This window comes from Variovorax sp. 54 (assembly GCF_002754375.1).
In the GTDB taxonomy this organism is placed as follows: Bacteria; Pseudomonadota; Gammaproteobacteria; order Burkholderiales; family Burkholderiaceae_C; genus Variovorax.
In genome coordinates this window covers 1,486,908-1,498,840 of sequence record NZ_PEFF01000001.1, presented here as the reverse complement: position 1 = coordinate 1,498,840, position 11,933 = coordinate 1,486,908, and the positions used below count along the sequence as shown (strand labels likewise).

General features: G+C 69.1%; 10 protein-coding genes. 3 read left to right on the top strand and 7 right to left on the bottom strand.

Annotation, left to right across the window (positions count from 1 at the left end; all coding sequences use genetic code 11):
- Positions 1–12: 12 nt before the first annotated feature.
- The 6 genes from CLU95_RS06685 to fhuF all read right to left on the bottom strand — a co-directional run bounded on the left by CLU95_RS06685 (position 13) and on the right by fhuF (position 7,693).
- Positions 13–2,463 carry a TonB-dependent siderophore receptor gene (locus tag CLU95_RS06685; protein ID WP_099791587.1) on the bottom strand — a complete coding sequence of 817 codons (2,451 nt, stop codon included), beginning with the start codon at positions 2,461–2,463 and terminating at the stop codon, positions 13–15.
- Positions 2,464–2,669: 206 nt separating this feature from the next.
- Positions 2,670–3,695 (bottom strand): FecR family protein, encoded by a 1,026-nt coding sequence (locus CLU95_RS06680; RefSeq protein WP_099791585.1) that lies wholly within the window; start codon positions 3,693–3,695, stop codon positions 2,670–2,672.
- The gene (locus CLU95_RS06675; RefSeq protein WP_099791583.1) at positions 3,692–4,270 is read right to left on the bottom strand and encodes an RNA polymerase sigma factor; all 579 of its coding nucleotides are present in this window, start codon (positions 4,268–4,270) and stop codon (positions 3,692–3,694) included. The genes CLU95_RS06680 and CLU95_RS06675 overlap by 4 nt, the downstream gene beginning before the upstream one ends.
- 160 nt (positions 4,271–4,430) lie before the next feature.
- On the bottom strand, positions 4,431–5,750 hold the full coding sequence (locus tag CLU95_RS06670; protein WP_099791581.1) for a lysine N(6)-hydroxylase/L-ornithine N(5)-oxygenase family protein: 1,320 nt from the start codon (positions 5,748–5,750) through the stop codon (positions 4,431–4,433).
- Complete coding sequence (locus tag CLU95_RS06665) at positions 5,737–6,843, bottom strand: GNAT family N-acetyltransferase (RefSeq protein WP_257214549.1); 1,107 nt, start codon at positions 6,841–6,843, stop codon at positions 5,737–5,739. Before CLU95_RS06665 ends, CLU95_RS06670 begins: the two co-directional genes overlap by 14 nt.
- 64 nt (positions 6,844–6,907) lie before the next feature.
- Positions 6,908–7,693, bottom strand: coding sequence for a siderophore-iron reductase FhuF (gene fhuF / locus CLU95_RS06660; protein ID WP_099791579.1), 786 nt, complete (start codon positions 7,691–7,693; stop codon positions 6,908–6,910).
- Positions 7,694–7,861: 168 nt separating this feature from the next.
- Between fhuF and CLU95_RS06655 the strand changes: the two genes are divergently transcribed.
- From CLU95_RS06655 to CLU95_RS06645, 3 genes are all read left to right on the top strand, one after another.
- Positions 7,862–8,095 carry a hypothetical protein gene (locus CLU95_RS06655; RefSeq protein WP_070062443.1) on the top strand — a complete coding sequence of 78 codons (234 nt, stop codon included), beginning with the start codon at positions 7,862–7,864 and terminating at the stop codon, positions 8,093–8,095.
- A gap of 94 nt (positions 8,096–8,189) precedes the next feature.
- Complete coding sequence (locus tag CLU95_RS06650) at positions 8,190–9,869, top strand: cyclic peptide export ABC transporter (RefSeq protein ID WP_099791577.1); 1,680 nt, start codon at positions 8,190–8,192, stop codon at positions 9,867–9,869.
- A gap of 76 nt (positions 9,870–9,945) precedes the next feature.
- Positions 9,946–11,199 carry a glutamate carboxypeptidase gene (locus tag CLU95_RS06645; RefSeq protein ID WP_099791575.1) on the top strand — a complete coding sequence of 418 codons (1,254 nt, stop codon included), beginning with the start codon at positions 9,946–9,948 and terminating at the stop codon, positions 11,197–11,199.
- A 28-nt stretch (positions 11,200–11,227) separates the two neighbouring features.
- Here the strand turns inward: CLU95_RS06645 and CLU95_RS06640 are convergent, their stop codons facing one another.
- Positions 11,228–11,932: a glutathione S-transferase N-terminal domain-containing protein gene (locus CLU95_RS06640; RefSeq protein WP_099791573.1), complete on the bottom strand. Its 705-nt coding sequence runs from the start codon at positions 11,930–11,932 to the stop codon at positions 11,228–11,230.
- Between the last annotated feature and the right edge of the window lies 1 nt (position 11,933).

Genomic DNA, 11,933 nt, shown 5'->3' with positions numbered 1-11,933 from the left:
ATTCGTTGGGTCTCAGAGCTTGTAGCTGAGCTTCAGCCAGGCGTTGCGCGGGTTGCCCTGTGTGTAGCCGTTGTACGCACCCAGGCCGTTGTAGTAGCGCTTGTCGCTCAGGTTCTCGATGTGCAGCGAGGCGCTCAGGCGGTTGTTGATGTCGTAGCGCGCCATCAGGCCGAACAGCGTCAGGCCGCCTTGGCGGGCGCGGCCGAGTTCGTTGAACTCGTCGTAGTAGATGTCGCTCTGGTAGCTCACGCTGCCGCCGACGGTGAGCTTGCTCCACTCGCCCGGCAGGCGGTAGCTGGTGCTCACGCGCAGCAGGCGGCGCGGGTACTGCGGGTTCAACAGCACGCCGTCGGCGTCGCGCTTGGCATGGTACGTGTAGCCCGCGAGCATCTGCAGGCCCGGCAGCACCTCGCCGGCGGCGGTGAGCTCGAAGCCCTTGCTCTTCGCACCCTGCACCGCGCGGTACGGAATGCCGCCGTCGGGCAGCAGCGAGCCGGCGTCGCGGTCAATCACGGCGAGGTTGGTCTCGCGCGTCTTGAAGATCGCGGCGCTGGTGTTGAGCTTGCCGCCGAAGTGCTCGCCCTTCAGGCCCAGTTCGATGTTCTTGCCGCGCTGCGGTGCGATGAGCGAGTTGTTGCGATCGCGCTGGGTGTTCGGCTGGAAGATGTCGGTGTAGCTGCCGTACAGAGAGAGTTCCTTGCTCACGTCGAACACCACGCCCAGGTAGGGCGTGACCACGCCGTTCTCGCGCATGGCGCTCACGCCGGTGCGGCGCCAGGTGGTCCAGTCGAGCGTGGACGCATCGGATTTGTACCAGGTGCCGCGCGCGCCGATGATCACCGACAGCGGGTCGGCCAGCCGCAGGCGGGTCGAGGCGTAGATGGCCTTTTCGGTGGTGCTCGACGGCGCCGTGTACAGCGGGTACGAGAACGAGGTCGGCTCGGGGAAGCTCTGCAGCTGGTAGAAGTTCAGCGGGCGGCGGTCGACCACGCGCGGCACGGCGCCGCGCGTGTAGACCGTGGCGTCGTAGGTGTTGTAGCTCATGCCGACCACGGCTTCGTGCGTCTGGCCGAAGGCTTCGAACGGGCCCTTCAGGTGCACGTCGAGGGCCTTGTTGGCGCCTTCGGCGGGGTTCTCTCGCATGTCGATGGTGGAGGCGCCGGTGCGCTCGTTGATGGCGCGGTAGATGCTCAGGTCGCCCGAGGCGCGCTCGCGCTTGCTCTTGAGGTAGCTGGCATCGACCTTCAGCTGCCAGCCGCCGCCCAGGCGCTGGTCGAGGTTGGCGAACAGCTTGTCGGTGTACATGTCCCAGTAGCTCCACGGCGTGCTGGAGTTGAACGAGCGCGGCAGGTTGGTGCGATGGCCGTTGCTGTAGAACAGCGGGCTTTGGCCGAAGTTGGCGCCGTCGATGGCGGTCTTCTGGTGCTCGAAGCCCACCGAGAGGCGGGAGCCCGCCGCGAGGTCGACTTCGAGAATGCCGTACAGCGCGTCTTCGCTGCGTGCCTTGTTCTCGACGAAGCTCTTGCCGTCGGTGCGCGAAGCCATGAAGCGGCCGCGCACGGTGCCATCGGCGTTGAGCGGCCCGCCCACGTCGATCTCGGCGTTGTAGCGGCTCCAGCTGCCGATGCCGCCCGAGATGTGGCCCGCGAACTCGGAGGTCGGGCGCTTGCGCACGAGGTTGATGGCACCGCCGGGCGAGCCCACGCCGTTGAGCAGGCCGGCCGCGCCACGGATCACTTCGACGCGGTCGTAGAAGGTGGTGCTGACCATGCTCGACTCGCCGGCCACGCTGTTGAAGCCCAGCGTGGGCACGCCGTCGATCATGGTGCTCAGCGCGAAGCCGCGCGACGAGAAGGTCACGCGCTCGTCGTTGCGGTCGGCCACGATGCCGGGCGTCTGGCGCAGCACGTCTTCGAGCGTGACGAGGTTCTGGTCCTCGATCTGCTGGCGGCCGATGACGCTGATCGACTGCGGCGTCTCGCGCAGCGACAGGTCCATGCGCGTGGCACCGGCGGCCGCGCGCGTGGTGTACGAGCCCGTGCCTTCGGTGGTGCCGTCGGTGGAGGCTTGGGCAGCCACGGTCACGGCGGGCAGCGTCGAGGCACTGGCGGCGGCGCTCTGGCGCTGGATGGTGACGCGCGTGGGGCCGTTGCGCACCGCCACGAGGCCGCTGCCGGCCAGCAGGCGGTCGAGCGCCTGCTGGAAGCTCAGGCGGCCCGACACGGCCGGTGCGGCCAGGCCCGAGACCACGTCACCCGCGGCGAGCACCTGCACGCCGGTCTGGCGCGACAGCTCGTTGAGTGCGGCGCCCAGCGGCTGGGCGGGCACGTGGATGTCGCGCGCTTGGGCGGCGGCCTGGTCGGCGCCCTGGGCGGCGGCAAGGCCGCTCCAGCTGGCAAAGGCGGTTCCGAAGGCGGCGGCAAGCGCGGCGCTCAGGAGTCGGTGGCGAGGCGAGAAACGCATGGGTGAAGGCTCCAGACAAATAAATCGGTGCGGCATGAAAACCGGGGCGCGCTGCATCCGTCGATCGGATGCGGGGTGCTTCTGGATGTAAGACGTTTGAACTCGAAAAAGAGAGACAGGCCCGTGACAAGCCATCGGCCGCCGCGTCGATGCGGGTCGAAAAAACGGGCGAAAAAAGGAGCAGCGCGCCCGTGGGCACGCCCGGGTCAGCGTGGCTGCAGGCTCACGCTGCCGTCGGGCCGGGCGACCGTCACCAGCGGCAGGATCGCGGGCAGTGCGTCGAGCAGGCCGGCCGAGTCGTTGGTGCGAAAGCGCCCCGAGAGCCGCATCGCGTCGATGCGGGCGTCGGCGCCTGTGATGGGCGCGCTGCGGTAGCTGTTGACTGCGGCCAGCGCATCGCCCAGCGGCGTGTTGTCGAACACCAGCCAGCCGTCGCGCCAGGCCGAGAGGGCGGCGGTGTCGGCCTGGCGCACCGGGTCGGCGTGGCCGTCGCGCACCTCGAGCATGTCGCCGGCGCGCAGGTCGACCACCTCGCCGCTGCGCTCGGTGCCGGCATGGCGCAGCACCTGCACGCGCACATGGCCGTGCTCGACACCCACGGTGATCGGGCCGCCGCGGTCGCGCACGGTGAAGGCGGTGCCGACGACTTCGATGAGGGCCTCGCGCGTGCGCACCACGAAGGGCCGGTCGGCGTCGGGCGCCACGTCGAAGCGGACCTCGCCGCGTGCCATGTCGACCCTGCGGCGACGGCGGTAGAGCGTGACGTCGACGGCGCTGAGCGGGGCGAGGTCGAGGCGGCTGCCGACGCCCTCGGCCGCATCGGCCAGCGTGACCTTCAGCATCCGCGCGTTGGGCGTGCGATACGCAGCCTGGAACACGGGCTGCTGCCAGTACCACTGCACGCCGCGTCCGGCGACCACGCCGGCGCCGAGCAGCCCGGCGACGGACAGCAGCAGCTTGCGGCGCGAGGGGTTGCGCGGCACGGAGGCGGGCGTGGGCTCGTCGAAGTGCGCGCGCAGGTCGTCGGCCATGCCGCCCAGGGCGTTCCAGCGCTCGCGCGCCTCGCGCACGGCGGCGGCGTGTTCGGGCGAGCGGGTGCGCCACTGGTCGAGCGCGAGCCGGGCGTTGTTGGCGGCCGGGCTCGGCGGTGCGATCTCGTCCTCGACGATGAGCGCGAGCGCGCGTTCGATCAGCCGTTCACGCGGAACGACCGCAGGGGCCACAGCGGTCATGAAAAGTCTTCAGCCAGTGCCGTGTCGAAACCCGCGTGGCTGTTCACCGCCTGCGGCTCGATCAGTTCCTGGCGCAGCTCGGCGAACACGCGCGAGCAGTCGATGGTGGCGCGCAGCAGGTGCTTGGCGACCGCCATCTCGGTGATGTTCAGGCGCTGCGCAATTTCGGCGCGCGAGTGGCCGTAGGCGCGGAACAGCAGGAACACCTCGCGCCGGCGCGGCGGCAGCTGTTCCATGGTTTCGACCACGCGGCGCAGCACGCGGTGCTGGGCCACGACGTATTCGGACGACGGGGCCGTGAGGTGCGTGCCCACGACGGCATGCGAGACGGCCCACTCCTGCGCCACCTTGCGATGGCGCGCTTCGTCGATGCACAGGTTGCGCGCCACGCGAAACAGCAGGGCGCGCGGCGACTCGATGGCGGCGCCGTCACGCAGGCCGAGGGTGTGCGTGTACACGCGCTCGAAGCTCGACTGCGCAATGTCGGCCGCATGGTGCGGGTCGCGCAGGTCGCGCGTGAGCTGCCGGCGCAAGTCCGCGCAGTGAGACACAAGTTCCTGGACGAGGTCGCGCATCCGGTCGCCTTCTCGCAAGCATCGACAAAAGACCCCTGGGCCGATGGCTGGAGCGCGCCGGTGAAGAGGAGGCGAGGGCGCTGGCTTCGGTGACCCCGGGGATGGGGTGAATAAGAACTATTCTTATTGAGTGTATCACCGAAGCATTGCATCCAGGGGGCTAAACCACGGGCGCGGCGTGGGCGGGGCGCTCTGCGGCCGGCACCTGTGGCGCCTGCGCCGTGTGCCGCGGCGTGGCGTTCAGCAGCGCCTGCCCGATCTCGTCGGAGCGGATGGCGGTGACCGACAGCAGCGTGTCGCTCAGGCCGTGGCTGGTTTCGCAGGCGCCCTGCAGGAAGATGCCCGGACGTAGCGCCGGCGTGCCCTGCACGCGGTAGTCGCGGTCGACCGAAAAATCGCCCAGGTAGGGCGCCAGCGGTGCCAGCAGCGTGCGGTGCGCGTCGCGCGCGTAGCCGGTGGCGAGCACGACGGCGTCGTAGGCTTTGTCGAGGCGCGCGCCGGTGTTCAGGTCGTGCAGCGACAGGTGGATGCCGTCCTGCGCGGCGCGCACGGCCGACACCTCGTGCCGGCGCAGGAAGCTGTGGCGCGTCGAGCCGGCCACGCGCTGGCGATAGAACACGTTGAAGATCTGCTGGATCAGCTCCAGGTCGGGCGCGGCGTAGTTGGTGTGCCAGAACTCCTCGAGCAGTTCGGCGCGCTCGTTCACCGAGCGGTTGAACACGAAGTCGGTGAAGTCGGTGTTGAAGATCTCGTTCACGAACGGGCTGTCGTCCGAGGGCTTGATGGAGCGGGCACGCATGATCAGGTCGACCTGCGGCTTCGCGGGGTGCGACTGCAGGTCCATGAAGATCTCGGCCGCGCTCTGGCCGGCGCCCACGATGGCGATGCGGTCGGCGCCGGGATGGCGGGCAATGGCCTCCAGGTAGGTGCTCGAATGGAACACCCGGCCGTCGTCCTTGAGCGGCTGGAAGCGCGCCGGAATGTTGGCCACGCCGCCCACGCTCACCACCAGGTTGCGCGCCAGGCGCTCGCGCACCGCGCCGTTGGCGTCGCGCGAGCGCACGCGCAGCAGTGAGACCTCGTCGCCCTTCATCTCGGGCACCACCTCGAACACGGCCTCGCCGTAGGCGCAGCGGTCTTCGAACTGCGCCGCGGCCCAGCCCAGGTAGTCGTTGAACTCGTGGCGGCTCGGGAAGAAGCTCTTGAGGTTGATGAAGTCCTGCAGGCGCTCCTTCTCATGCAGGTAGTTCAGGAAGGTGAAGCGGCTCGACGGGTTGCGCAGCGTGGCCAGATCCTTCAGGAACGAGATCTGCATGTGCGCGTTGTCCAGCAGCATGTTGCGGTGCCAGACGAAGCCGGGCTGCTTCTCGATGAACAGCGCATCGACGAAGTGGCCCTTCTGGCGCTTCTCGTCGAGCGCGATGGCCAGTGCGATGTTGGACGGGCCGAAGCCGACGCCGATCAGGTCATGGATTTGCATGGATGTCCTCCAGGGATGGCTCGTGTCGACGAGCCGGGGCCGGCGAAGCGGCGGTGGGTTCGGCGCGCGGAATCCACAGCGCCTCGCCGAAGAAACGCTCGCGCCACAGCACGCCCAGCAGGGCGCGCTTGTGCGGAAAGTCGAACTCCTTCACGTGGGCGTAGCCGCAGCGGCCCAGGCTCCGGATCATTTTTTCGTTGTCGGCGCGCGGCTCGATCACCAGGCGCTGCGTGCGCGGGTCGTCCAGGAAGAGGTAGTGCGACACCGACGGCATCCAGGCCGTGAGAAAAGGCTTGCCGCGAAAGCGCGCCTCGCCCACCAGCGCGTGCCAGCCGCGGTCGTGATCGGCGGCGTCGCAGAACGGCGCGATGCGGTCTTCCTTGGCCCAGTAGGCCTCGAAGTAGCCGAAGGGCTCGCCGTCGAAGCGGCCGACGAGGCCGGTCACGCGCGGGTCGGCCGCAATGCCTTCGAGGTACTGGCGATGGCGCGCGAGGTCGCCTTCCTCTTCCCAGAAATGCGCGACCACGGGGTCGTTCATCCAGCGGTTGAAAGCGGACAGGTCGCGCTCGATGTCGACCGTGTCGAGCGTGAGCGTCTGGTTCAGCCACGGGATGTGGCGGCGGTACACCGTGCCTTGCGGCTTGGCGGGGCGCAGCGGATGGCGCTTGCCCTGCGTGACGACGAAGCGCTGCGCGAAGGGCTCGCGCGGCTGCGGCAGCCAGGCGCGCGGCCACTGCCAGAAGGCCTCGCGCGCGACCGTGGGCAGCGCGCCCTCGGCCGGCGTGACGATGCCCGCGTCCACCAGTCGCGTGCCGCTCGGCAGTGGCGATTGCAGCGCCAGGTGCCGCGCGGTCGGGTGGCGCTGGAAGGCCGCTTCGATCGCCGCCAGCAGGTGCGCTTCGTCAGGCTCGCCCGCGCACGCGCCCAGCCATTCGAGGCGCGGCTTGCCGGGCTGCTCGCGCAGGCCCCAGGTGCTGCTGTGGCGGTCGCCGTCGTGCGGCGTCACCTTGAGCGCGGTGCCTTCCAGCCGGACGTCCAGCACCCGGCCTTCGGGATGCGCGTGAAAGCGCCATGCAGTGTCGTGGGCGGCCAAGGAAAACCTCCGTGCTGTGATCGATGTGGGATGTAGAAGGAAGACGCGGGCTGCGGCCGGATGTTTAGTCGGCGGTGCTGGCACAGCGCTCCCGCTCGAACGCCGGCGAGAGCGGACACGCGCCGCAGTAGCCCAGCCGCGGCACGAGGTAGTAGAGGCAGCACTGCCGATACAGCGTGACGGGCGGCGCGCTGCGGTCGGCCACGCGCACGCCGCGGCGTGGCGGCGTGAACATCGGGTTGTCGCGCAGCGTGCCGCACGGCTGCGGCCAGGTCGGGCGGTGCAGCAGATGGTCGAGGTCGGCGGCCACGGCGGGCGACTGGCCGCTCATGCGCAGGCCTTCTTCGAGCACCGGCTCGAGGTAGCGCGCCGCGTTGCCCCAGAGGATCTTGGGCGCCAGCCGCGTGAGCCGCGTCAGCAGCGCGAACAGCGGCGCGAGGTGTGCCCACAGGAGCACGTCGTAGCGCGCCGCCGTGTCGGTGCCGGGGCGCGGCGTGCCCAGGTCGGTGATGTGGAAGCACTCCGGGTCGCCGTCTTCGTCGTCGAGGCTGACCCACACCTGCTCGGGCGTGACCGGAAAGCCGTGCTGGAGCAGGCTTGCCGCAGCGGCCACGGGCGGCAGCAGCGCGTGCAGGTAGTTCATGCTCCAGGCGGACGCGACCGCGCGCAGATCGCGCTCCGGCATGTTCAGCGTGCGCGCCTTGAGGCGCAGCAGCGCCAGCAGGCGCGGCGGGTCGGCCAGCAGGTCGGCCACGCGCACGGCGTCCGGCGGCGGGTGCGCGGCGCAGGCCAGCGTTTCGCCGTAGGGCCCCCACTCGCCCTGGAAGATCGGCGCGAGCAAAGGGATCACGGGGCGGGGCCGCAGGCGGCGTGAGAAGCGTCAAGAAGGCACGAAGGCATGCAGCAGAAGACGCGCCGGCGGCCCGGAAATTTAGTCCGCCGTGGTGCCGCACCTAAACAGCGTGCGCCACGGAGCGTCTACTCACTCATCGACAGCAGTGCAGGCGTGCGAATCCCCATGAGCTTCCCGAGACACCGTCCCTCCGATCCGGCCTTCAGCATGGCCTGGCGGCTTTTTCGCGAGCTGCACGATGCGCCGTCGCCCGAGCGCGCCGAGCAGCTCGTGGCCTGGCTCGGCCAGGACCCGAGCCACGTGCGCGCGCTCGACGAGGCCCTCACGCTGTGGGCGCTGGCCGGCGCCTCGGTGGTGGAGGCCGCGCGCGAGGCGGGGGCGCAGCCGCTGCTGCAATAGGCGGCCGTCCGTCGGTCTCGGTTTCCTAAACAAGCGGCCGCGTCGAACGTCATTGCAAGGAGCCCGTCTCCCTTTGCAACGAACTGTCCGCCGCATGAACACCACACCCACCAGCGCCCCCGCGTCCGAACTCGTCCGGCTGTTGCGGCCCTACTTCTCGTGGATCGCGCTGTCGACCGTGACCGGCATCGGCGCAGGCGTGGCGACCGTCGCGCTGCTGGCGACCATCAACCAGGTGCTGCACCGGCCCGGCGGCCTGGCTGGCGGGCTGCTGCTGACCTTCATCGGCCTGTGCGTGGTGGCGCTGGTCGGGCGTGCCACCTCCGACATGTCGAACAACGTGGTCGGCCAGCGGCTGGTGGCGCAGGTGCGCAAGAACCTGGCACTGAAGATTCTTGCGGCGCCCATCGATGCGCTCGAGCGCTACCGCATGCACCGCCTGATGCCCGTGCTCACGCAGGACGTCGACATGATCAGCGACGTGGCCTTCATGCTGGCCTCGACCATGATCGCGCTGGCGGTTTCCTTCGGTTGCCTGGGCTACCTGGCGTGGCTCTCGCCGCCGCTGTTCGGTTTGCTGCTGGCGGCGCTGCTCGTGGGCATCACCGTGCAGAGCCTGGCGCATGCGCGCGGCATCTCGGGCTTCTTCAAGGCGCGCGAGCAGGAAGAGGCGCTGCACAAGGCGTACCGCGGCATCAGCGAAGGCGCGAAGGAGCTGCGCATGCACCGCGCGCGCCGCGCCAAGGTGTACGAACAGCAGGTGGCGCACACGGTCGAGCGCATCCACGACATCAACCGCCGCGCCATCAACATCTTCGTGCTCGCCTCGTCCTTCGGCTCGGCGCTGTTCTTCCTCTTGATTGCGCTGATCCTCGGCTGGGCCGCATTCCGCGACACCGCGCCGGTCGTGCTCAGCGGCTTCGTGCTGGTGCTGCTGTTTCTGAAGGGGCCGCTCGACCAGGTGGTGGGCGCGCTGCCGCACCTGGGGCGTGCCAAGGTCGCGTTCGAGCGCATCGGCGACCTGTCGGCCCGCTTCGCTACGCCGGAGCCGCACCTCGACCTGCACGCGCCGCCCGCCACGCCGGTGCTGCACGACGCCATCGAGCTGCGCGGTGCGCGCTATGCGTTCCCGGCCGTCGAGGGCGCGGAGCCCTTCGTGCTCGGTCCGGTCGATTTGCGCATCGGCCGTCGCGAGATCGTCTTCATCGTCGGCGACAACGGCTCGGGCAAGACCACGCTCATCAAGCTGCTGCTCGGCCTGTATGCGCCGGTAGCGGGCGAGCTGCTGCTCGACGGCAAGGCCGTGACGCCGCAGACGCGCGACGACTACCGCCAGCTGTTCACCACCGTGTTCTCGGACTTCTACCTGTTCGAAGACCTCGTGGCCGGCGAAGAAGGCGGCCACCAGGCACTGCCCGAGACGGCGTTGCCCTACCTGCAGCGCCTGGAGATCGCGCACAAGGTGTCGGTGAAAGACGGCGCCTTCAGCACCACCGACCTGTCGACCGGCCAGCGCAAGCGGCTGGCGCTGGTGCATGCCTACCTCGAAGGCCGGCCGGTGCTGGTGTTCGACGAATGGGCCGCCGACCAGGACCCGGCCTTTCGCCACTTGTTCTACACCGAGCTGCTGCCCGAGCTGCGCGCCAAGGGGCACTCGCTGGTGGTCATCTCGCACGACGACCGTTATTTCCATGTGGCCGACCGCATCGTCCACATGAAGGCCGGGCGCATTGCGCAGGCCACGGAGGCGCCGGCGCCGAGCCTCGCGGCTTGACCCGTTCGCGAAGCCGGTGATAGCCTGCCGCCCGCTTCGAACGAACCCCTCTACAACAGAAAGAACAGGCTTCCTCATGCACATTCGCTCCACCCCGCGTTCATGGACGCGCGCCGCCTGCCAAAGCGCTGTACTCGCCGGTGCCTTGCTCGTCGTTGGCAACGCCACGGCCCAGAAGCCGCACCAGGGCGTGCTGGACGCCGCCACGCAGCAGAAGGACGAAGCGCTGCAGCTGCTGGAGCGCATGGTCAACATCGACTCCGGCTCGACCAACATCGAGGGGCTGGCCAAGGTGCGCGAAATGGTCGCCGACGAACTGCGCAAGCTCGACGCGCGCATCGAGAGCTTTCCTGCCGAGCCGCATCCGGGCACCAACCTGGTCGCGACGCTGACCGGCCAGGGCAAGAAGAAGATCCTCATCCTGGCCCACATCGACACCGTGTTCAAGGACGGCACGGCCGCGGGCAAGCCCTTCTACATCAAGGATGGCCGCGCCTACGGTCCTGGCGTGATGGACAACAAGGGCGGCGTCGTGGCCGGCCTGCAGGCGCTGAAGATCCTGCAGAAGATCGGCTTCAAGGACTACGGCCAGATCACCTTCCTGATCGACACCAACGAAGAAACGGGCTCGGTCGGCACCAGCGCGCTCATCGAGCGCGTGGCCAAGCAGCACGACGTGGCGCTGAACCTCGAGCCGGGGCGTCCGGCCGACGGCCTCGTGGTCGAGCGCAAGGGCTCGGCCACCGCGCTCATCGAGGTGAAGGGGCTCGCGTCGCACGCGGGCGTCGCACCCGAAGCGGGCCGCAATGCGGCGATGGAAGTGGCGCACCAGGTGCTGCAACTGTCGAAGGTGGCCGACGCGGCGAAGAAGACCACGGTCAACTTCACGGTGCTCACTGCCAACGGCCCGACCAACGTGATTCCCGCCTCGGCCAGTGCCAAGGGCGACGTGCGCGCCGCCACGCCCGAAGAGCTCGACCGTGTCGAGAAAGACCTGACGCGCATCGCGCAGAACAAGCTCATCCCCGAGACCGAGGTGCGCGTGCGCCTCGTGCGCGGCCTGCCGCCGATGCCGCGCTCGCCCGCATCGGACAAGCTCGTGCGCATGGCCGAGGGCATCTACGGCGAGATCGGCAAGAAGCTCACCATCGAGAGCAGCGGCGGCGCCGCCGACGCCAGCCTCGTGGCCGGTGTCGGCGTGCCGGTGCTCGACGGCTTCGGCATCGTGGGCGGCGGCATCCACACGCCGGAGGAGTACGCCGAGGTCGAGAGCGTGGTGCCGCGGCTTTATTTACTGTCGCGGATGCTCATGGACCTGAGCGCGAATTGATCGCGCTGCCCGGCGTGATGTCGGGGCCTCAGCCCCGCGCCGGAATCCCCAACCCCTTCACCACCGCAGGCCGCGCCACGAAGGCTTCGAGCGCGCGCGCGACGTTCTTGAAATCGCTGAAGCCCACGAGGTCGCCGGCCTCGTAGAAGCCGATCAGGTTGCGTATCCACGGGAAGGTCGCGATGTCGGCGATGGTGTAGCTGTCGCCCATGATCCATGCGCGGTCGGCCAGGTGCTTGTCGAGCACGCCGAGCAGGCGCTTCGATTCGGTCACGTAGCGGTCGCGCGGGCGCTTGTCTTCGTAGGCCTTGCCGGCGAACTTGTTGAAGAAGCCGAGCTGGCCGAACATCGGGCCGATGCCGCCCATCTGGAACATCACCCACTGGAGGGTTTCGTAGCGGGCCGCTGCGTCCTTGGGGATGAACTGGCCGGTCTTCTCGGCGATATACAGCAGGATCGCGCCCGATTCGAACAGCGCCAGCGGCTGGCCGCCCGGGCCGTTGGGGTCGAGGATGGCGGGGATCTTGTTGTTCGGATTGAGCGACAGGAACTCCGGCGACATCTGGTCGTTGGTCTCGAAGCTCACGAGGTGCGGCTCGTAGGGCAGGCCGGTTTCTTCCAGCAGGATCGACACCTTCACGCCGTTGGGCGTGGGCAGCGAATACAGCTGCAGGCGCTCAGGGTGCTGTGCGGGCCATTTCTTCGTGATGGGGAAGTGCGAGAGATTGGTCATG

Coding starts and splice junctions, on each gene's coding strand:
- CLU95_RS06650 (WP_099791577.1), top strand. CDS start 8,190: ATGAACACCACACCCACCAGCGCCCCCGCGTCCGAACTCGTCCGGCTG.
- CLU95_RS06680 (WP_099791585.1), bottom strand. CDS start 3,695: ATGACCGCTGTGGCCCCTGCGGTCGTTCCGCGTGAACGGCTGATCGAA.
- CLU95_RS06675 (WP_099791583.1), bottom strand. CDS start 4,270: ATGCGCGACCTCGTCCAGGAACTTGTGTCTCACTGCGCGGACTTGCGC.
- CLU95_RS06685 (WP_099791587.1), bottom strand. CDS start 2,463: ATGCGTTTCTCGCCTCGCCACCGACTCCTGAGCGCCGCGCTTGCCGCC.
- CLU95_RS06670 (WP_099791581.1), bottom strand. CDS start 5,750: ATGCAAATCCATGACCTGATCGGCGTCGGCTTCGGCCCGTCCAACATC.
- CLU95_RS06640 (WP_099791573.1), bottom strand. CDS start 11,932: ATGACCAATCTCTCGCACTTCCCCATCACGAAGAAATGGCCCGCACAG.
- CLU95_RS06655 (WP_070062443.1), top strand. CDS start 7,862: ATGAGCTTCCCGAGACACCGTCCCTCCGATCCGGCCTTCAGCATGGCC.
- CLU95_RS06645 (WP_099791575.1), top strand. CDS start 9,946: ATGCACATTCGCTCCACCCCGCGTTCATGGACGCGCGCCGCCTGCCAA.